Genomic DNA, 21683 nt, shown 5'->3' with positions numbered 1-21683 from the left:
TTAGAGGAACGCGGACAACGGTACTACCGTTTTGGTCGTATAAAACCACTATGTAGACGCGTCTCCCGCGCCGACAGACAGGCATCATGGCAGAGGATATTCCAGTGACCGAAACGCCCTTCCTGCTCATCGAGAGAGATGGCCCCGTGGTTATCGCCACGCTGAACAGGCCCGACGTTCGAAACGCGATCGCCGAAACGGCGCACAGCGATGAGATAGCCGACTTTTGCGCGCAAATGACGCGCGACGGTTCGGTGCGCGCCATTGTTCTGACGGGCGCGGGGTCGGCCTTCTGCGCCGGCGGCAACGTAAAGCATATGCTTGAGAAAAAGGGCATGTTCGAAGGATCGCCACAGACGCTGCGCAACGCCTATCGCACCGGCATTCAGCGCATTCCGGCGGCGCTCTATGAACTGGAAGTGCCCGTCATCGCGGCCGTCAATGGACCGGCGATCGGCGCGGGCCTTGATCTTGCATGTATGTGCGATGTCCGCATCGCGTCGTCGTCCGCGCTGTTTGCCGAAAGCTTCGTGAAACTCGGGATCGTTCCGGGCGATGGTGGAGCATGGCTACTGCCCCGCATCATCGGGATGGCGCGCGCCACCTTGATGACGCTGACGGGCGACACGATCGACGCGGCCAAGGCGCTGGACTATGGGCTGGTCGGCGAAGTCGTTCCGCCGCAGGATGTGCTGCCGCGCGCATTGGCCGTTGCCGCGTCGATAGCCGCAAATCCGGGTCATGCCACCCGCCTCGCCAAGCGTTTGTTGCGCGAGGGGCAGGATATGAAATTGGCGCCGCTGTTGGAATTGTCCGCCGCCTATCAGGCGATTGCGCACCACACCTATGATCATGAAGAGGCCGTGGCCGCATTTCTGGAAAAACGGCCGCCTGCGTTTCAGGATCGGTAGGGTCACCTTGCAGTGGCGTGCTGCCATGCTCCAGGTTGAAGCGCTTTACTTTCTGAAGCACTGCATTACATATGTCATGATCTCCAGCGATGGGTGCATATGGACCTGCGCGGGAGATAAGGAGAGGCGCTGGACGAACCGATACATCGGTAAGACGCGATAGTATCGATCAGCTGGCGGATCAGGCACTGCAATAAGAACAAGGCGGTATCCATGGCGTTGCGTTCCATAAAGTCGGCAGAGCGAACGCTGGCGCTGTTCGAACTGTTTTCGGCGAAACAAAAGCCGCTAACGGTGGGGGAAATCGCACGGTTCCTGAACGTGCCACAACCCAGTATCACCATGCTGGTGCAGAATCTTGTCGCGCTGGGCTATCTGGATCAGGACCGCTATGCCCGGACCTATACGCCGACCATAAGGATTGCGCTGATCGGCAGTTGGATCCATCAGACCTATGTGCAGGATCGCCAGCTGGAATGGAGGCTGGATAATCTGTTCAACGCGGTGCAGGAAACGACATTCATCGGCATTCAGAACGGAGCGCATGTTCAGTACATCTTGTTCATCAAGGCCGAGACACCCCAACGGTTCGATGTCCAGGCACGCATGGCCCGCCCGCTTGCGACATCTGCTATAGGAAAGGCGCTGCTGAGCCTGAAGCCGGATGACATGGTGCGCAGTCTGGTCCACCGCGCAAATGACGAGGCCACGGACCCCCGAAACAAGGTGAGCCCGCATCAGATCGTCGCCGAAATGGTGGACGTGCGCAGGAATGGCTATGCTGAAACGAGCGGCGATGTGCAGGACGGGATCGCGGTGATCGCCATGCCGATTCAACCATTGCTCGGCCAATCACCGATCGCCGTTGCGGTCGGCGGCCAGATCGAACGTATGACCAGCAAGAAGGCGCTGATACTGCACGAGCTGAAGAAATTCTCCGCCGCATTGTCAGCGGACGAGGATTTTCGTCAAGCGTCTGAAATGGTCGCGTCGAGCCAAGAGGGGAACGATCCGGCGAAGTGACCTACGGAGGCGATCGCGACGCTTCCCTGCCGGTATTCGGCAAGGAGAGCATCGCACCGCGGCATCAGAGCCGTTCCACGATCGTGACATTGGCCATGCCGCCGCCTTCGCACATGGCCTGCAAGCCGTAGCGTTTGCCACGCGCAGCCAAAGCGTGGATGAGCGTCGCCATCAGCTTCGTGCCGCTCGCTCCCAGCGGATGGCCCAGGGCGATGGCCCCGCCGTTCACGTTCAGCCGCTCTGGATCGGCCTTGTGATGTTGCAGCCACGCCATCGGCACCGAAGCGAAGGCCTCGTTGATCTCGTACAGATCGATGTCGCCGATGCTCAACCCTGCACGCTTGAGGGCCTTTTCCGTCGCGAACAGCGGTTCCTCCAGCATAATCACCGGGTCGCCGCCGGTGATGGTCAGGTTCACGATCCGTGCGGAAGGAACCAGCCCATGCTCCTTCAGTGCGCGTTCGGACACGATCAGCGCGGCGCTGGAACCATCGCAAATCTGACTTGAAGTGGCCGCCGTTAACGCGCCTCCCGGCGCCAACGGTTGCAGGCTGGCCATCGATTGAAGCGTTGAGTCATATCGAATGCCTTCGTCGCGCACATGCATTTCGGTCGTGCCATCCGGCAGAGTGACTTCGATAGGAATGATTTCATCGTCGAATGCACCGGCTTGCGTCGCGGCGACGGCACGCCGATGGCTCTCCAACCCGAAGGCGTCCATCTGTTCGCGGGTGAAGCCCCATTTGGTGGCGATCATTTCCGCGCCCTCGAACTGGCTAAAGCGCGCGATGCCAAACTTGTCGAGAACCGCCGCCGTGCGTGGGTTCCCGGCTTCCGGGGGCAGGCTCAGGCCCAAGGCTGCGCGACTCATGCTTTCCACACCCGCCGCCACGACTACGTCCTGCGTTCCAGACATCACCGCCTGCGCGGCGAACTGGAGAGCCTGCTGTGACGATCCGCACTGGCGATCGATCGTGACAGCCGGCACGCTCAGCGGCAGGCGTGATTCCAATATTGCATGGCGGCCGATGTTCAGCGCCTGCTCGCCTGCCTGTGTCACGCAGCCCATGATGACATCCTCGATCGCCGATGGATCGATCTTCGTGCGATCGACCAGCGCGTCCAGCGTCGCCGCAGCCAGTAGCGCGGGGTGGACACCGGCCAGACGTCCGCGACGACGTCCGCCGGCGGTCCTGAATGCATCAACTATATAGGCGTCGGCCATATATCTCTCCTCTTTGACGTCACGCGTCGAATTTATCTGTCGGAATGCGGGGGCTCCCGCGCCGTGGCGCGGCCAAGTGACCCAGTGGCGTCCGGTCACATTCCGATTAGGTCCGCCTTGACCAGCGTGTTGCGCACCAGCCGCACGGTGGCGGCGTCAATCATCGCGCCGTCCACCTGCGCCGCGCCCAAGCCCTGCGCTTCCGCCTCCCGGTAAGCGGCTTCCAGCTTGCGGGCATGAGCAACTGCTTCCGGCGCCGGGGTGAAGGCATCGAGCGCCCAGTCGATCTGCGCGGGATGAATGGCCCATTTGCCGACCATTCCCAGCGAGCGCGCCTGGATCGCCTGTTCGCGATAGGCCAGTTCGTTGCGGAAATTGCCAAATGGTCCATCGACCGCATCGATCCCCACGGCGCGCGCCGCCATGGTCACGCGGAAACGCGCATAGTGGAAAATGTCGCCTGGATACGCGCCGCCTTCGCCGATGGCCCGCGTGTCGATCCCCTGGGACGCAGAATAGTCGCCCATGCCGAAGATCAGACATTCCATGCGATCCGTGCAGGCTGCGATTTCCTCGACGTTCTGCAAAGCCTCGACCTCTTCGATCAGCACTTCGATGCCGATGCTGCGCTCCAGCTTCAGCTTCTGTTCCAACTGGCTCAGCATATGGTGCAGGAACATCACGTCGCTGGCGTTGCGCGGCTTGGTGAGCATGATCGTGTCGATATTGCGGCCGGCCTTCTCAACCAGCGTGATGATGTCGTCGTGGCACCAGGGCGTCGTGACATCGTTGATGCGCACGCACCGCGTCTTGCGGCCCCAATCCAGGGTGTTCAACGCATTGGCGATCAGATCGCGTGCGCCGACCTTGGCCGACGGCGCGACCGCGTCTTCGAGGTCGCAAAACACATGGTCGGCGTTTGAGGCTGCGGCCTTGGCTAGCATCTTCTCGCTGCTGCCCGGTACGGACAGCTGCACACGGCGCAAGCGGGCGGGTCGGATATAAGTACTCAATGTTGGTCCCCACATTCGTTCTGACTGGTGAGACCAGGCAATTGAAGCAAGCCGGAGTCTGCACGTAACTCCGCAATGATACGGTGCCCGAACGCAATTTTCACCGTGCATTACGGCATCGGGGTAGAGACATTACAAGGGGAATATCACCGGAACTACTGCCCGCTTCGATCCTTCCGCACCGGCGGTTTCTTTATGAAGTTCCGACGACAATTCACATGTAATGACTGCCTGCCCGACATCCTCCCATATTGTCTTTACACGAATATGGGTGTCACTTTGGTCGACCTACGGTGGTTCCTGGGCAGAAGATATCATCTGCTGCCTTTGAAATCGCCATAAAGCAAAGCTCTGGTGCGGCCAGACCGACGCAGTCGGACGGTCTCCGCTCCAGAACATGGACAGGACCAGACATGAGCGAAATCCTCCTTGAAAAACGCGATGGCGGTGCCTTCGTGACGTTTAATCGTCCAGAAGCGCGCAATGCGCTCAACCCGGCCATGCTGCTGGACATGCGCCATTTTCTGGATGCGATCCGGGACGATACGGATGTGCGCTATCTCGTGCTTCAGGGAGAAGGCGGCCATTTTAGCGCGGGCGGCGATCTGGTCGTCTATGCTGAGACCCTACAATTGCCCTCGGCCGAACGACAGGCGTTCTTCGAGGCCCGCGTCGGCGGAAACGGCGCATGCTTTCTTAGTCTCGAAGCATTGACGATACCGGTCATTTCGCTGGTGCGCGGCGCGGCGGCGGGCGCGGGATTGAGTTTCCTGCTGGCGTCCGATTATGTCCTCGCGGCGCAGGATGCGGCCCTGATTTTCGCGCAGACACGCGTCGGTTTGCCGCTCGACCTGTCCTTGACATATTATCTGCCCCGCGTGGTCGGTGCCAAGAAGGCGCGGCAACTGGCCTTCACGGGCGCGATGCTGGACGCGGAGCAAGCGAAGGCGTTGGGCATCATCGACGAGGTTTACGCGGCTGACGATATTGGTCCCTCCTTGTCGGCGCTGGTCCGTTCGTTCGCCGCTACCGCGCCACTGGCTGCCGCGCGAACCAAGGCGCTGATCAACGGCAGCGGGAGCGTCAACCTGGCGCAGCAACTCGACCGCGAGGTCATGGCCATCGGCCAGTGCGTGACGGAGGCGGATTTCCGCGAAGGGGTCGAAGCATTTCTGGCCAAACGCCGCGCGGTTTTCACCGGACGGCGCGAGGCATGATCACGGCAAGTGGGCTACCCCTCAGCCCATTACGAAAGCGTTGAGCTTGTTCCCGTCGGGATCGCGGAAGTAGGCGGCATAAAACCCTTCGACACGTGGTCCCGGCGGGCCTTCGTTCGTCCCGCCATTGGCCAGTGCAATGTCGTAAATCCGCTGGACCTGCTCGGGATCTTTGGCCTGCAAACCGACCATCACGCCATTGCCGACCGTCGCTGGCTCCTTGTTGAAGGGCTTGGTGATGCTCAGCCCCGGCCACACGCCATCGATGCCCCATACGATGGCGGTTTCCATTTCGATCATGCGCGCGGCGCCAAGCTCGGACATCAGCTTGTCGTAAAAGGCCACGGCTCGCGGCAGGTCATTGGTTCCTAATGTAACGTAACCGATCATCGTTTCTGGCTCCTGGTTGATCGAACGAAAAACTTCTCAAAACATCTATCATAAAAATGCCCCTCCCGAAGCGCAGGCAACGGAAGGGGCTGATGAAGTGACGATCAGAATTTCAGCGTTGCTTCCGCCCCATAGGTGCGTGGTGGCGCGTACTGCCCGGTATCCTGACGGATAGCGGAGAAAAACAGATAACCGCTCTTATAGGCCTTATCGCCGATATTTTTGACGAAGGCTCTCAGAACATACCGGTCGTTCGGACTGGTGTAGGACAGGAACGCGTTCTGGAGACTGTACGCTTTCTGCTGTGATCCGGGCACCGGGAATTCGTTATAGTCGACTCGACCGCTGAACATGGACTCGCCGCGAAGGACGATCTTGCCGCCGTTGTTTAGCGGCATATCATACTCCACCCCGACATTGGCTGTGTAGGGCGGCGCGCGGTTGAGCCGGTTGCCCGACGCATCCGACAAACGATCGGCCTGTGACCGCGGATCAGAAGCGCCACAGGCGCCAATGAACAGCTTCTCGTTACAATTGAAGAACTCGGCATATTTTGCGGACTGGATGATTCCGGACGCGTCGAGGCGAAGATGATCCGCCAACTGCGCGGTAAGAGACGCTTCGACACCATATACCTTTGCTCGCGCCGCATTTTCCACAAGCAGCGATCCGGCATCGACGACCTTCTGCACCTGGAGGTCGTTGATGCGGTAGCTGTATCCGGCAATGTTGAAGCGGACGCGGTTGTCAAATAGCCTCGCCTTCAAGCCTACTTCAACGCCGCTGATCTTCTCCGGCTCGAACTCATCCATGCAGCTGGACGCCGCGAACCCGCCCGCTTTGAATCCTTTGGTATATTGCGCGTACAACATGGAACTGTCGGTTACGTCATACTGGACGCCGAGGCGGGGGGTCCAGCTATCCCATGACCGCGACGCGGGGGGGGCGGGGCAAACATCGACGCCGCTGAACAGAATGTTGGTCGCCGCCGACTTCTTGTCATGGTTGAATCTTATGCCCCCCTGCAAGCGGAGGCGGTCGGTCACGGAAAATGTGTGATCGGTGAAGGCGGAGTAGGATTCTCCCTTGATCGGGCCTTCAACCGAGAAAACGAAAAGCTGGTTGCCAAAAAACGCCAGATTGAAGGGCGAGTCGCCCCGGTGGTTAAACTTGTCGTTGTAGTAAAAGGCGCCGAATATCGATTTAAGCCGACCGTCAAACGACGACGCGTTGAGGTTGATTTCTTGGCTGAAGGTGTTGCTGCGGAAACGCGCATCGCTTTCGACGACCAACGTGGCGCTGGCGTCGCCATCAATTCGCAGATGATTGCGGAAACGCTGATATCCCGTGATCGACTTCAAGCTGACGTCGTCGGACAGCGGAATATCAATGGCACCAATGAGCTGGAGATATTTCGTATGATCCAGTGCCCTGTAATTGGAATAGACGTTGAACGGCTTGAAAGACTGCGGGTTCAGGGCCGCTTGGATAAAGGACTCCTGCGATGGACCGAAAGCAAGCGTGGTCGGCGTGCTTTCGCTATCCAGGTAGATGGCATCCAGTTCGATCTTGGCGCCGCCGGTCAGATCGATGTCGAGCGCAGCCCGCCCACCGGCAACCCGGCTGGTCTGCAAGCGCGATTGTGGCGCTCCTGCGAGAAGGTTCCGCGTGAACCCCTTATCGCGATTTTCAAAGACGCCCGATGCGAGCAGGCGAACATTGTCTGATAGCGGACCCGATACCCGGCCTTTGATGCCGCGCGTTTCGTAATTGCCCAAGCTGCCGGTCACTTCTCCTTGGAAGCTACTCGAGGGACGCTTCAGAACGTAATTGATGACGCCAGCGGTTGCATTGCGACCATATAGCGTGCCTTGCGGTCCCGATAGGACTTCCACACGCTCCAGATCTACCAAAGCAGAATCGATAGTACGCGACCGTGGCTGGTAGACGCCGTTGATATGCGTTGCAACCGATGGATCCTCGGCGCCGGATGTGACTCCGGTGCTGATCCCACGCAGCGAAATCAGCGTTGCGCCGAACGTCTCGCCGACCACAAGTCCAGGAACCTGCGATTGCAGTGCGGCCACGTCATTGACCTGTCGCGTTTCAAGCGCTTCCGAATTGAGCGCCGTAATGGTCGCGGGAACCTTCTGAATACTCTCCGAACGTTTCTGCGCAGTCACCACGATTTCGGGGACACCAGAAGAACTTGATATATCTGCAGTATCGGTTTGCTGCGAATAGGCAATGTTGGGGATGACCATCGCTACCGCAATGGAACCGAAGGTCGTGGAAATCTTGTGTCTCAAATCGCTCTCCTTCAAAATACTGCTGATTCAACCATTGTTATTGTTGATTTAATACAGCAATATTCTGTGCGTTGCATACTCGTCGTCGCTAATAGCGTCGCGTGGGGAGGGCGGACAAGATGTGCGCGGAGGTATTACATTTGTACTTGTTGGCAGGCCGCCGTGACGCGCGGTGGCAAGATCGCTTAGCAGCAAACTGCTGACTACGCTCACCGATGGCGAACTTCGCGTTCTGGTTTATGTTGGACGCTTGTTCTTGGCTTCTCGCCGCCAAAGAGCTCCGGGCGCACATGCGCCCGGAGTTCGATACCATGTCTACAGGTCGAACCTTAGACCCGCAGTGATACGACGCCCCAGGACGTCGAAGCCGTTAGGCGACGGGAAGCCGAGGCCAACGCCCGCCTCATAGCCGGTGATCGGCGGCTTTTTGTCGAACAGGTTTTCAACCGTGAAAAACGGCACCACATTCGCTTTACCGACGTTCAACCGATAGGATAGCGAGAGGTCGCTATAGGTGAACGCCGGAATGTCCTTCCGCTGGTCGAAATTTACCCGACGATCGCTCGGCTGCTGTTTGGACTGCCAGCGTTGCGTCCACGTCAGGTTGAACCGATCCGCCGAATAGTTGAGCAGCAGATTTACCCGCACCTTTGACAAGCCGGCGACGCCGGCCTGTTCCGTGGCAGGGACCACTGAGACGGTCCGGGTCTGCAGAACGGGCTGGTAGGTACCCAGCGCGCGGATTGCCAATTCGCCCGGCGCATTGGAGAATGGGCTAGGGACTTCGAGGCGATAGTTGACTTCAACGTCCACACCACGCGTCCGCTGGCTTGCAGCATTTACGCGCTGCGTGATCAGCTGGATCGGATAGTTGGCGATCGTGCGGTCGCTGAACGGCAACGGTCGGACAAAGTTAGCGCAATATGGCGACGTCCCGTTCGAAACTTCGCACTCACGCTGAAATCCAAGGGCGGGTCCTGCATCCGTGATGGCATTTGCGATCCTGATGTCGAAGAAGTCTACCGCGATGCTGAAGCGCGGAAGCCAGCTGGGCTGGTAGATCGCCCCAAGGGTCAGGGTCTTTGCGATTTCCGGCACCAGATTGGGGTTACCACGCGTCGAGTTCGGAACACCGCCGGTCTGGCCGGTATGAAGATCGTCGAATACCGCGAAGTTGGTCGCTGTCGGCTGGAACAAATCGATCAGCGTGGGCGCTCGAATATCCTTTGAATATGTTCCACGTACCCGCAGATCCTGGAAAGGAACCCACGATCCGCCGACCTTCCAGCTGGTGACGGTGCCGCTGGTCGAATAGTCGGTGTAGCGGCCTGCCAAGTTCAGCTCTAGCGATTTGAAGAACGGCGTATCCTTGAGCAGCGGGATTAGCAGTTCGCCGCCAAATTCCTTCACGTTCTGACTCGCCTTAACGCTGGCGGTGATGTTGCTGTTGTAGTTCAGGCCGTAAAGATGCGGACAGTTGTTGCTTGCACGAAGCCCGGTGCAATTGATCGTGCCCACGACGCTTTCATTCTTAAGCGAAAGCTCACGATATTCGCCATTGACGGAAACCTGAACCTCGCCGGCCGGAAGCGAAAAGGGTGAGCCGGTAAACTGGAGGCTGATGTCGTGCATCGCGTTGGTAAGTGTGAAGTAGGTGTCGTCGGTAATGTAATCGAACGCCGCCAAGCTTGCCGCAGTCGGTCCGAACGGGTTGAACGGAACACAACCGGGGAAACGGCTCGCCGCTGCAGTCAGTGAGACCTGACATACGATGTTCCCGCTGGCCGGATCGACAACGGCGTCGAGCGCCGCTGCCGTCGTGTCTGCCCGGACATTATTGATCGAATATACCTTCTGCGAGGTGCGGCCGTAGCTGTAATCAAGCTTCCACTTCACTTTGTTTTCGAACAATTCGCCTTCAAGCCCGGTCTTTACGAACAGCGCCTTGACGGTCGCGTCGCGAACTTCCTGACGGCCCTCGCCGGTGAATAGGCTGCTCAGTGTGATCGACTGGACATTGTTCGCCGTCATGATGGATTGAATCGAGGCGGGAATGAACGGATTGCCACTCTTCACGTTTGCGCCAGGGAAGAAAAACAGGATCGAATAAGGGTAGTTGGTGTGCGTGCGATTGTATGAGCCCTGCGCATAGAAACGCACGTTATCGGACAGGTCGTAATCGAAGCGCCCAAAACCGCTGATCCGCTCCAGCGGGGCGGCCAGCCCGGCAGCGTCAAGCACGCCGCCGTCGCCACCGCTCGCCGTGCCGCTGTTGACGACACCATAATTGAACGGTCGAGGCACCCCGTTGGTCGGGAAGAAAATGTCCGTCAGACCTGGCACATTGACACTGGCAAACGGATTAATCGGGTTAGGCACGGAGATACGTCCCCCCGGCACAATGTCGATCTGACGTGCGTTATAAATGATTCGAAACGGGTCCGTCGCTGTGCCAGCGCCGACCCGCTTTGGCGACAGGTCTGGTCCCGGCCGCTTGTTGAAACCTGCGCGATCGACGCCGTTCGAGTCGAAATATTCGAAGCTGCCCAGTATGTGCCCACGACCGCCAAGAATATCGGCGCCTCCGGCAAGACTGGCGCGCCAGTTGCCATTGTCGCCATAACGGGTCTCGCCCGCCTGTACCGTGCCCTTTAGCCCGGTGTACTTCTTGTCCAGGATGAAGTTGATCACGCCCGATACCGCGTCCGAACCGTAAACGGCGGACGCGCCGCCGGTGACGATTTCCACACTGCGAATTAATGGCTGCGGGATCAGATTGATATCGACCGCGCCGCTTTGCGCCGTTGGAGGCAGGCGATTGCCGTCCAGCAGAATGAGGTTTCGCTCGACCCCGAATTGACGCAGATTGAGATACGCGCCGGTCGAGTTGGAACTTGCTGTGCCTAAATTGCGCGACGAATCCGAAGCCGCGAACGCCGGCAGGCTGTTCAACGCGTCTGAAATCGAGGTCGGCTTCGTCTCCAACAGCTGTTGAGTCGGCAGAACGGTGACCGGCGTCGCCGCTGCGTTACCATTGGTGACCAAGCGCGACCCGGTGACTACAATGTCTTCCAACGATGCTTCCGGCGCCGCATCCTGCGCGTATGCAGCCGGCGCCAGTGCGATCGCACATGCCGAATTCAGCAATAATTTCGCTACCACCTTCATGACTTCCCTCCCTAAATAATGGAGCCGTTCAAATAAAGACGGCTTATTGTTATAGTAGTATTACCGATAGTTCATTGTAATATTTGTTATTATCTATGATGATATGTGGATTCAGTAAAATTACTTGAAACTTAAATTTTGATCGACATTATCGTAGGATTTCATTTCGCGATTTTCGTCGCTCTCTCAAAGAACCGATCCCCTCGTCGATTATGCCAAATGGGAATTCGATTTCCTCAGCAATCAAGTCGTCGAAATTCTTGGCCAGAAGCCACGCATGGATTTTAGGCCCCATTTCGCCAGTTAAGATACCCCCATCAGCGCGCGGTGGCAGATCATAGCTAATGTAATATTGGGGAGAGCTCGCTCTAAACGTGAAGTCATCACACTTGTGCTGACAGGTCGTCACCTTTCACAGGCGAAGAGACAGCACGGACGGCGTGCAAGGCGATGCCAGCACAAAACCCGACAGCAGCTTATGCAGCGTTCCGCTCGCGACTGGCACATGGGGACCCGCTTCAGGCGCGCCGCTGGAATATTCGATCTTTACGCGAACAGCGATCAGCGCCTCGTCGGCATTCTTCGACGAGGCGCAGTTCAACTTTAACGTTCGGGGTTGGTAAGCGCCTGGTAGGTCAGGGTACGCGCAGAGTCCTTGAGCGAAGCATCGTTCATGTCACCAAACAACTGCGTCATCATGATGAAAGTGACATCGTTGGTAGGATCGTACCACCACCATGTCGTGGTAGCGCCACCCCACACCATCGTTCCCTTGCCTTCCAGCAGGCCTGACCGGAGCGGGTCCATCGACAGGGCAACATTCATGCCGAAGCCGGTGTTCTTGTCTAGACGGAAGAAGCCGATGCCGAGTTGACCATTCGAGTTTACGTACACGCCTTCGGGTAACAGGTTAGTACCCATCAGCTCAATTGCCGCTGGCGACAGGATGCGCACGCCGTCCAGTTCGCCCTTGTTGGCGAGCATCTGGGCGAACCGCGCATAGTCCATCGCCGTTGAATATAGCCCACCGCCACCCGATTCGAACTGGGGCGGGACGGTGGGGTCACCAGCGCCGAAGCGAGCGGCGGCCGGAGTCAGCGACTTCTTCTCATAGTTCAGCTGATAGACGGTGGCGAGGCGGCTCGCCTTGTCCTTAGGCACGAAGAAACCGGTGTCGTTCATCTTGAGCGGCTTGAATATCCGCGCTTCCAAAAACTGACCGAGCGTCATGCCCGTCATGCGCTCGATGATGACACCTTGGATTTCGGGGCCTGGCGAATATGTCCATGACGTACCGGGCTGAAATGCTAAAGGCACACCGGCGACACGATTGATAAAATCCTGCGAACCGTTCACTTCGAATACCCGCGACTGGCTAGCCAGCTTGTCGCCAACGGTCGGACCATAGCCGTAGCTGAAACCGCCGGTATGCGTCATCAGTTCTCGGATCGTAGGCTCGTGCTTTGCATCCTCCAGAACCGGCTTTCCGTTCGGATCCAGCTTGGTGACGACCCTCAGATTCTTAAATTCCGGGATGTACTTGGACACGGGATCGTCCAGCTGCCAGCGCCCCTCCTCGAACAGGATCAGCATGGCCACCGCCGCGACTGGCTTCGTCATGGAGGCGAGGCGGAAAATCGCATCCTTTGTCATCGGCGTTCGCGCTTCGATATTTTTGTAACCGTGCGATTTGTAGCTGACGATTTTACCGTGGCGCGCCAGCAGCGTCGTAATCCCGGCAGCGCGGTTCTGCTCGACAGCCGCGCTCATGAATGCATCGAGACGCTTAAGCCGCATGGAATCAAAGCCCACCGTCTCGGGCGTGACCGTCTGCGAAAGGTTTCGGGTGCCGCCAGACTGCGTCGGCTTGTTCGCTTGTTGAGCGCAAGCGATGCTCGCGGGCATGATCGATAACGCCGAGGCGAGCATTGCAACGCCAAAACGGATATTGCGGGTAATTCCCTTCATATGGTCCTCTTCTCTTTTATATGCGGGACCGACAGAATGCCCGCCCGCAGCTTATCCGGCTCACTCGATGGCGGCCTTTTAGACATGATTACGATGGCGCGTTGCCCCGTCCCCGATTGACCTTAGAAAAACAAGCACATGACGGTTAGACGCCGCGACTTATTGCCTCGGCCAACTGTAATCCGCCGCTTGTTTGTAACATCCTAAAGAGGTGGCAGCTATTTTCTACGCTGTACTTTGAGTCGACAACGTAATTGACCACTTCAATGCATGTATAATATCTATCCTTAAAATATACGGTTCGCGTCAACCCATACGAGATCTTCAAGCCTTCTTGAAATGCTAGAGATTGCGCGCAGCGGCGAAGGACGGTGCCGCCCGCATACGGTGCCAAGGTTGCCGGTATCGCCTGTCAACTGTTCGAATAGTTTGCGCTGCTTTGTTCGACGGGATCGACCGTCGGCATGGCTGCGCGACGCTGATTGATGACATCGCGTCGCGACCCATGCGCTTGCCACTGCAAATAACCAGAGGCACCATGCGTGTCAGATGCGGTCGCGTCCTCATGCATTCAGCGGCCGGGCACGCCGCCGGTAAAGCCAACTAATACACAACCCGATCACAATTCCGACTGCGATCACCAGGAAAGTGTTGCGAACGCCCAACATCACGGGAAGCGGCGCTGCTAGCGTGGGGCCAATCGCAATCCCAAGATACAGCGAGGTAAAAACCAGCCCCATCGAATTGGTTAGTAGCGCAGGCGGGGTCTTCTCCATCGCCCAGGTAAAGAGCGATGCCTGCGCGATCGCGGATCCCGAGCCGTACAGAATACCGCTGAGGATGAACACGGGCAGGGTCCAGGCAACAGCACCGAGTCCGATCCCAGCCGCTGTTACAAGAAAGCCGGTGGCGTTGACTACCGTCGGCCGGATGTGGACGAACCAACGCCCATAACTGAAGGATGCGAGCGAAGACGAAATCCCCACAACAGCGAAGATGACGCCAACGATCTGCGGGGAGCCGAACGGCAGGCTACCGATCAAAAGTGCCAGCTGTATGAAGAAGATGCCGACTAGAAACTGTAGGACGAAGGCCGTCGCATAGACGGCGAAGACAGATCTCAACTGGACAAGCCTGAAAGGGTCTCGCTCCACGACACCTGCTGGCTCGATCTCCTCCATGCACAAGACTGGCAACAGGAAGAAGCCGGTGATCAGGAAGTGGAGCAGGAATGGCGCGCGCCAGCCGAACGAAGCCGCCACGAACCCGGAAATCAGGATGAAGATCACGCCGCACCCTGCGCCGCATGCCAGCATCCAGCCAGCGAGCCGCGTACGATGAACATCGTCGAATTTCAAAGCGACATAGCCCATGCAGCAAGTGATGAGGCTACCAACAGCAAAGCCAAGACCGAACCTTGTGACCAGCAAAATCCAAGCATCGTCGATGACCGCGCCCGCCGAGCCAAGCAGGCCATACAGGATCAGGTTACCCAGCAGCATCTTGCGATAGCCCCACCACCGGACGGGAACGGGGGTCAGCAGACCGGCGAGCATAACACCGAAATACGGCAGCGAACTCGCCAGTTGCGCCACGATGATTCCGCGTTCGCCTCCGCCGAAATGCGCCGCCACTTCTACCATGATTGGGGGCAGCGCGTCGTAGATCAGCGAAAGGGAGGCATGTCCGCAAAAAATGGCCAAAAGACCGATACGAGCATACCGGCTGCCCACAAGCGGGAAAGCGCTCATTGCTCAGACGTCCAGCAAATAAAAGGCGCGCGACGCGACCTGTCGGCTTGCCCTTTTTCGTCGATACACTTCTCTGGATGATCCACAGATCCCATATCCTCGCCCTATTTAAGTATGAAGTGACGCGCTTGCTGAACGGCTTAATCTTCGTATCTGGCGTCGTGGTTTATTCCCGCCTTGCTCGGCAATTCGGCGCGCTGCAGCCATCGATCAGGGTTGTAAACGGGTACCACGACTAACCGGGGATTACGCGGATACGAGTCGGAACTTGCCCGTTCCGAACTCAATATTGTCGCTTCCCGCTGTAACTGCCCCCGCCTATCCAATTCCTTTCTGGTATATTGCGCAATAACCCGCAGCCCTGTTGGACTGACCACCCTACCGCCACCATCGCGCATAATTGCGGCGTAGCAATGGGATAAGCGACGTTCAGCCGCGCGGCGCAGCGTTACTGCATTTGTAATGGTCGCGCTGAGTTGTTAAACTAGGAAGCGGCTGCAATTGTCTTGGGGCCAAGGCCCCTCGATGTGAGAGTTGCGATGCCTTTCAGGCTCGGCGAGGAGACTGGTTCGAGCAAGCCTTGGTGACTGACGACGAGCAGATGGCGCGGCTCGAGTGGTTCTTTTCGCACAGCAATGCCGTGCACGGCCCGATGGCGGCTGCATCGCGCGATCCGCTCTACGGTCCAGTCGACGAATCGACGATGAGACGAGGGCATATGCTCCGGGATCATTGTGCGGCGACCATTGCCCGATCCGCGCATGTGCGCGGCGATCCTCTCCCCCTTGTGGAACAGCTCGATGGTCGCAGCAGTGAGGGTGAAGCAACTCCAAGAACTTGATGACGCATCGGCAATGATTTAGCGCTTCCCGACGGTTCCTGAATCTCGCCGAACCGTTGATCATAGAAAGGCTTGTAAGTCTGCGACAAAACTTTCGAAGCGATCATGATGCACCCAGTGCCCCGCACGATCATAGCTGGTAACGGTCGCCTGTTTGAAAAAGTCGGCCCGGCCGTCTTTGCCAGGATGACGCGCCCAACTGTCTGCGCCGTGGACAAGCCATACCGGGCAGTCGACGTTGTGCCAAAGCTCATGAAGTTCGTCGTCTGTTATGCTCATCGGCAGTCTCGCGCGCACGTAGTTGTCGAACTTCCAGCTGAAGGTGCCATCTTCATTGCGGCTAACACCATGAATGGTGAGATGCTTTGCCCGGGCAGCTGATAAATGAGGGTTAGCGGCGTGCATGCGGGCATAAGCCTGTTCGAGCTTCGCATATCGCTTGGGTGTTCTGGCGCTAAGCGCGCGCCGTTCGTCAATCCACGTCCGCCAGCGATCCGCTATTGGTTCTTCGGACTTATGGTCGAGGGGCGAGATACCCAGTCCCTCGATTACCGCCAATTTCCTGACTCGCTCAGGATGAATGCCAGCATAGCGTAGGGCAATCGCGCCACCAAGAGAGTGGGCCGCGATCGACACGGGGCCATCGCTACTTTGCTGAATAAGCTGTGCCAAGTCGGCAACGTAGAAGGGCATTGAGTAACTGCCATCAGGCGACCAGGCACTGTCTCCATGGCCACGCAGATCGGGGCAGATAACATGCCAATCCTGGCGAAGCGCTTGTGCTACCCAGTCCCAGTTGCGGGCATGGTCCTGCCCGCCGTGAATCAGGAAAAGTAAGGGTGCATTATGATTGCCCCAGTCGAGATAATTCAACGCAAGCCGCTGTGACATAAAGCGGTGCGAGGTAGGGCCGAGATCCTCCAACTATTTTCCTCCAAGTGCGTGAATGACCGTTGCCATAGGGAACACAGGCCCGAAGCATTTGCGCCGAATTGCTTACGCGCCAATTGAGTCTGGCCGTCGCCTTCTGACGCGCCAGCATCTTCAATATGCAACAGCGTATTTATATTGCCATAGCGATTGAGATCTCAGCTTCCTACCTCACCATCATCCTTCAGGAAAGAGAAGGCTCGGAATGTAGATTCCCGAGCCTTCCGTTCACGAAAGGGCCCGACTTACGCTTGCGATGGTGCGGCGATAGCTGGCCTGTTCCGCAGCGCTGACGAAACCCTGCTGCCTTGCGACCTTATGCGCGCTGGCGGCTACGCTGGCGAGCCGGCAACGCAGCACCGATGCGCGCGCGCGGGTGATGCGTCCAGCTTTCGCACACCTTGGAATTTACTGGAAAGAGCCGTGATCCTGGCGTCGAATGGCGTCCTGGTCTTAGCGGCCAATGCCAATTCTGTGCTTGATAGGCATGGCTTCCAGTCCGTTCTCCTTGAGCAGCAGGACCGCCGCTTCCGCCGGCGTCATGTTGCCTTTGATGGCGCGACTCTTCAGCTGTCGATTTTGGCGTCGATTGAAATCGGGCCGTGGACTTGCTTCGATAGATTCGCGATTGCCGCCCTCATGGGTTGGGAACCGATGTCGACGCGCCGTGATCTCTTCTGGCAGTGATTGGGGAACACGATCGCCTTCACCGAACCCGTCAAGCCCGACTGACTGCATCAAACGTTCCAGCAGGCTCGTAGCCGAAGGTCGCCCGGAACGGCGGCTCGCTTATAAACCATGCCATACGAACCGTGCTGTGGGCGCGGGTTCAGACCGAGTGGCGTACCTGAATGAGGCCTTCGCCCGCCCTGAGCTATGGTGTCGGGACCTCGTCGATCTTGAGGACCTCATTGCCGCCGGTTTGTGGAAGCGGATAGCGCGCACCACGAGAATGTTCCTTTCCAATCGGCAGCCTGGATGGACGCTGGCGTGCAAACTGATAAAATGAGGAAAGTCAGAAAGGCGAGTCGAATCTCACCGGGACATCTTGCTCCTCACCGAGGCTGCGGAGCAATTCTGCGCTCCGCAACGTCCGGCGTTCGTCACAGGGTGACGACAATCTTACCAATCTGCTCGTTGGATTCGAGGAAGCGCGTCGCTTCCTGGATTTCGTCGAACAGGAACGTCCGAGACACCAGCGGATCGAGCTTGCCGCTCTCCAGACCCTCGGTGATGAAGGCCTTGGCGCGCGCGAGCGCGGCGTCATCGCTGACGATCTCGGTGTAGAGATAACCCTTGAGGGTCAGGCTCTTGCCCAGCACAGCGAACTGCGGGAACGGACCCTCGTCGGGGCTGAGGGCACCATATTCAAGCAGAATGCCGCCCACCGCCATGACTTCTGCGAACTGGGCGATCGCAGGCCCACCGATCGGATCGAACACCACGCGGGCACCCTTGCCGCCGGTGATCTCGTTCACGCGCGCCGCCAGGTCATCTTCGGCGGTGGCGATCACATGATGCGCACCGGCATCGATCAGCGCCTGCGCCTTGGCGTTCGTGCGGGTGGTCGCGATCACGGTCGCGCCGACGCTCCGACCCATCTGGATCGCGGCGATGCCAACGCTGCTCGACGCGGCCGACACGATGAGGAAATCGTCGGCGGTGAGCTTCGCCTGATCGATCAGTGCGCCCCATGCCGTGACATACTTCATCCAGGATGCGGCTGCCTTCTCGAACGAAAGGGCGGCCGGATGCTTCACGACGTAGCGCGCCGGAATGTTGATGACTTCGCCATAGGTGAACCAGCGCGACATATCGAGCGTCGGAATGACGCTGACGGCATCGCCTTCGGCAAAACCGGACACATCGCTGCCGGTCGTCTTGACGGTCCCCGCGGCCTCGTAGCCGAGGTGCGACGGAAAGTTCGCCTCCTGTAAGTAGGCACCGTTGCGGAACATCACTTCCGCGCGGTTCAGGCCGATCGCTCGAACGGCGATCTGCACCTCATCGGCGGCAGGTGCGGGAACCTCGATGTCATCGATGCGCAGCACATCTGCGGGGCCGTATTCGTGGAAACGTACAACACGGGTCATAAGTCTTTCCTTCGTGAGAGTGCCGGTCAGCCGGCATGGAACAGGGGGAGGACGTGTTCGCCGAGTTCGTCCATCATCTCAGAGGCTGGGCGCCGGGCCATCTTCAGGTTGAGCGCGACATGGCTCACCCCAAGGTCACGCTGGCGCTTCCACAGCTCGATCAGCGCCTTGCGACCGATAGACAGGCCGCGCGTCTGGCGGAGTGGCGCGTCCAGATTGCGGTCGAGATCAAAGAAGGTGCCATAGCCGTAGGGCTTGAACTGCCCGCCCGGTATCGCGGCCCGCCACTGAGCAACCACATTACCCAGCCGATTGAAATCGCTTTGATGCCAGATCCAGCCGTCGCTATTCTTAGCAAGCCATTCGACGCTCTGACCAGCTCGGCCGACCGTGATGATCGGCAGGCGGTCGCCGATTGGCTTCGGCATCATATCCAGCGAGCCATCGAGCGCGCCGAAGTGCGTAGAGCGATGCTGTGGAAAGTCTTGCTCGGTAACAGCCCGGATCATCGCATAGGCGTCACGGAAGCGATCGGCCCGGCTGTCGAAGTCCATGCCGAAGGCGGGATATTCGACCGGACGATCACCGGTGGACAGGCCGAGGATAAAGCGGTTGCCGGTCAGGTGGCTAAGTGTGGTGGCCTGCTTAGCGATGGCGAGTGGATCGCGCAGCGGCATGACGATCCCGGCGGTGCCGATGGCGATCCGCGTCGTCACGGCAGCCAGAAAGCCGGCATATGCGATGGGATCGAAGACCTGGCCGAGATCACCAAACGATGGATCGTAAAACGGCACGTCGCGCAGCCAGATCGCGGAGAAGCCAGCCTCATCAGCTGTACGGGCGAGCGCCAAATGATCGCGCATCGATGGTGCGGGCTGGTTAGGATAGCTCTCGAGCGGCGCGATGAAGCCGAACGTGAGCTTGCTTGGTTGAAATACGCGCGAGTAGCCAGCATGGGCCTGAAATCCTTGGGTCTCCAGCCTCTCTCGCCTGTCCGCCTTCATGACAACCATGCTCGCCATCCTTCATAAAGCGGCCGTGCCGCTTTGATGAGAATGAGATAGGCGCGTCTCCTGCTAGGTATAAGCCATCAATTTAGAACTTGATTGTTAGCAATATGGACAACAAATTTGCATAATGGATTTTCCCCAGCAACTCAGCATTTTCGTAGCCGTCGCCGATAACGGCAGCTTCTCCCGTGCCGCGGAAGGGCTTCGAATGCCGCGGCCTAGTGTCACCAACGCGATCAACGCATTGGAAGCGGCGCTCGGCGCGCGTCTGCTTCAGCGCACGACGCGGCGGACCAGCCTGACTGCCGAGGGGGAGCGCCTTTATGATCGGGCAACCCGCCTGCTGACCGACATATCCGAGACCCGGAACCTGTTCGGTGCCAGCTCCGTCGCGCCGCGAGGCCGGTTGCGCGTCGACATCCCGGTCGCGCTTGCCCGGCCCCTCATCATCCATCGTATCGCGGAGTTCAGGGCGCTCTACCCGGAGGTTGATGTCATCCTAGGCGTCAGCGATCAGCCCGTTGATCTGCTGGCAGATGGCGTCGACTGCGTACTGCGGATTGGCGAGCTTGCACCCACCAGCATGATCGCGCGCAAGCTGGCGACGATGACGATAGTCGTGTGCGGATCGCCGGACTATTTGGAGGCGCACGGCACGCCGGGGACAGTCGAGGATCTTCGACAGCACCAAGCGGTGAACTACTTTTCGGGTCGCGGCTATCGTCCGATCGCCTGGTCGATGCCTGAAGACGCCGGCATTCCGCAATTCAACCTGCGCAGTGGGATTATGGTCAATGACACCGAAGCGTTCGTCGCCTGTGCGCTAAACGGGTTGGGCCTGATCCAGGTGCCCGGGCTGGTCGTTGCCGAGCATCTCGCGAGCGGCAAGCTCGTGGAGGTCGTGCGGGCCATGCGAACGATCCTGTGGCCGCTCTCGATCATGTACCCCAATCGACAGCACCTGGCGCCGCAGGTGCGGGTATTCATCGACTGGGTGGCGGAGATAGTGGCATCGTCCACTGACGAATGGCTTCGTCCGGTCGGCGGCAAGGCATACACGCGAGCTGCTGCGCGAGGCGGGCCTGACGGAAGACGAGATCGACGCAGTCGAGATCTGAAGGATCCGTAACCCCTCCTCGTTTCGCGAACCTGCCGTCAACGCGGCCTGACCCCATTCGGTCCGTGCCGGCATGCACTAGCCTCTTTCGATTGAACGCTGGTTCTGGATTGATTTATCGGCCGTGCGCGTCGTCCGAACGGTAGAGGTCGCGATCCAAAGTGACGGCCCGGTTCAAGCCAGGCCGTCGATCAACCCATTAGCTTCTTCCAATATCGCGCTGCGAGTGGATGGTCTCGGGAGATTTCGACAGGCCAGCAAGGTGATGGCACCGCACCTAGCCCGCTATTTGCTCGGGCGACCACGCCGCTGCCAACCGGTCGACAATATAGGCTGCCAGCCGCGGATCCCGGGCGACTTTGGCACCGCGCACCCGGCGGGCAGCCGCCTTGCCGTGGGCCATGGTGGGGAAATAGCAACGAAATGGCGGATGCACGTCATGATGGCGGTTACGGCGGATGCTCTCGGTAGATCGTAGAGGGATGGCGATGCAGATGAGTTCGATCTCGCTTACAGACCGGCCAGCTTCCCAGCTGAAAGACAGCGCGGCAATCTTCAAGCCGCAGATGTCGATAGGATTCCATTACTCGAACACCTTCCTGCAAAAGGGGTAAACCCCATAAGTCTAGGAAATTTGCACTTCGATATAAAATCCACCGCTTACAGTCTCTAAGTACGATAATAAGAGGTATGTCAAAATGATGCGCTTCGCAGTTC

At 58.5% G+C, this 21683-nt stretch carries 17 protein-coding genes and 1 pseudogene; 4 read left to right on the top strand and 14 right to left on the bottom strand.

What is annotated here, in order from left to right; translation table 11 throughout:
* Positions 1–86: 86 nt before the first annotated feature.
* Both C1T17_RS13585 and C1T17_RS13580 read left to right on the top strand, forming a co-directional pair.
* Positions 87–911, top strand: coding sequence for a crotonase/enoyl-CoA hydratase family protein (locus C1T17_RS13585; protein ID WP_104953902.1), 825 nt, complete (start codon positions 87–89; stop codon positions 909–911).
* Between the two features lie 213 nt (positions 912–1124).
* On the top strand, positions 1125–1934 hold the full coding sequence (locus C1T17_RS13580) for an IclR family transcriptional regulator (RefSeq protein ID WP_104953901.1): 810 nt from the start codon (positions 1125–1127) through the stop codon (positions 1932–1934).
* Between the two features lie 64 nt (positions 1935–1998).
* Here C1T17_RS13580 and C1T17_RS13575 read toward each other — a convergent pair whose 3' ends face one another.
* A complete protein-coding gene (locus C1T17_RS13575) occupies positions 1999–3159 on the bottom strand; it encodes an acetyl-CoA C-acetyltransferase (protein WP_104953900.1) in 1161 nt (386 codons plus the stop codon).
* A gap of 95 nt (positions 3160–3254) precedes the next feature.
* Positions 3255–4172, bottom strand: a complete 918-nt coding sequence (locus C1T17_RS13570; protein WP_223262609.1) for an HpcH/HpaI aldolase/citrate lyase family protein — start codon at positions 4170–4172, stop codon at positions 3255–3257.
* Positions 4173–4585: 413 nt separating this feature from the next.
* Between C1T17_RS13570 and C1T17_RS13565 the strand changes: the two genes are divergently transcribed.
* Positions 4586–5389: an enoyl-CoA hydratase/isomerase family protein gene (locus tag C1T17_RS13565; RefSeq protein WP_104953898.1), complete on the top strand. Its 804-nt coding sequence runs from the start codon at positions 4586–4588 to the stop codon at positions 5387–5389.
* Positions 5390–5410: 21 nt separating this feature from the next.
* On the opposite strand, the gene C1T17_RS13560 is transcribed toward C1T17_RS13565, so the two are convergent.
* The 11 genes and pseudogenes from C1T17_RS13560 to C1T17_RS13505 all read right to left on the bottom strand — a co-directional run bounded on the left by C1T17_RS13560 (position 5411) and on the right by C1T17_RS13505 (position 19852).
* Positions 5411–5779: a VOC family protein gene (locus C1T17_RS13560; protein WP_104953897.1), complete on the bottom strand. Its 369-nt coding sequence runs from the start codon at positions 5777–5779 to the stop codon at positions 5411–5413.
* A gap of 104 nt (positions 5780–5883) precedes the next feature.
* A complete protein-coding gene (locus C1T17_RS13555; protein WP_104953896.1) occupies positions 5884–8088 on the bottom strand; it encodes a TonB-dependent receptor in 2205 nt (734 codons plus the stop codon).
* 315 nt (positions 8089–8403) lie between these two features.
* The gene (locus C1T17_RS13550; protein WP_104953895.1) at positions 8404–11256 is read right to left on the bottom strand and encodes a TonB-dependent receptor; all 2853 of its coding nucleotides are present in this window, start codon (positions 11254–11256) and stop codon (positions 8404–8406) included.
* A gap of 412 nt (positions 11257–11668) precedes the next feature.
* Entirely contained in the window at positions 11669–11857 is a 189-nt protein-coding gene (locus C1T17_RS13545; RefSeq protein WP_104953894.1) for a hypothetical protein, read from the bottom strand.
* A 2-nt stretch (positions 11858–11859) separates the two neighbouring features.
* A complete protein-coding gene (locus C1T17_RS13540; protein WP_104953893.1) occupies positions 11860–13224 on the bottom strand; it encodes a serine hydrolase domain-containing protein in 1365 nt (454 codons plus the stop codon).
* 563 nt (positions 13225–13787) lie between these two features.
* A complete protein-coding gene (locus C1T17_RS13535; protein WP_104953892.1) occupies positions 13788–14975 on the bottom strand; it encodes an MFS transporter in 1188 nt (395 codons plus the stop codon).
* A 621-nt stretch (positions 14976–15596) separates the two neighbouring features.
* Positions 15597–15792: pseudogene (locus tag C1T17_RS13525) on the bottom strand (IS21 family transposase); the annotation flags it as partial.
* A gap of 84 nt (positions 15793–15876) precedes the next feature.
* A complete protein-coding gene (locus tag C1T17_RS13520; RefSeq protein WP_223262608.1) occupies positions 15877–16740 on the bottom strand; it encodes an alpha/beta fold hydrolase in 864 nt (287 codons plus the stop codon).
* Between the two features lie 459 nt (positions 16741–17199).
* Positions 17200–17484: a hypothetical protein gene (locus C1T17_RS13515; protein ID WP_104953889.1), complete on the bottom strand. Its 285-nt coding sequence runs from the start codon at positions 17482–17484 to the stop codon at positions 17200–17202.
* Positions 17485–17849: 365 nt separating this feature from the next.
* Positions 17850–18839, bottom strand: coding sequence for a zinc-dependent alcohol dehydrogenase family protein (locus C1T17_RS13510; RefSeq protein WP_104953888.1), 990 nt, complete (start codon positions 18837–18839; stop codon positions 17850–17852).
* A 26-nt stretch (positions 18840–18865) separates the two neighbouring features.
* Positions 18866–19852 carry an LLM class oxidoreductase gene (locus C1T17_RS13505; RefSeq protein ID WP_223262607.1) on the bottom strand — a complete coding sequence of 329 codons (987 nt, stop codon included), beginning with the start codon at positions 19850–19852 and terminating at the stop codon, positions 18866–18868.
* A gap of 124 nt (positions 19853–19976) precedes the next feature.
* On the opposite strand from C1T17_RS13505, the gene C1T17_RS13500 reads away from it, so the two are divergent.
* Entirely contained in the window at positions 19977–20978 is a 1002-nt protein-coding gene (locus C1T17_RS13500) for a LysR family transcriptional regulator (protein ID WP_104953887.1), read from the top strand.
* 265 nt (positions 20979–21243) lie between these two features.
* Here the strand turns inward: C1T17_RS13500 and C1T17_RS13495 are convergent, their stop codons facing one another.
* The gene (locus C1T17_RS13495; RefSeq protein ID WP_104953886.1) at positions 21244–21525 is read right to left on the bottom strand and encodes a hypothetical protein; all 282 of its coding nucleotides are present in this window, start codon (positions 21523–21525) and stop codon (positions 21244–21246) included.
* Positions 21526–21683: the final 158 nt, after the last annotated feature.

Source organism: Sphingobium sp. SCG-1, assembly GCF_002953135.1.
Lineage (GTDB): Bacteria > Pseudomonadota > Alphaproteobacteria > Sphingomonadales > Sphingomonadaceae > Sphingobium.
The sequence above is the reverse complement of the archived record's forward strand: the minus strand, read 5'-3'. Positions and strand labels throughout refer to the sequence as shown.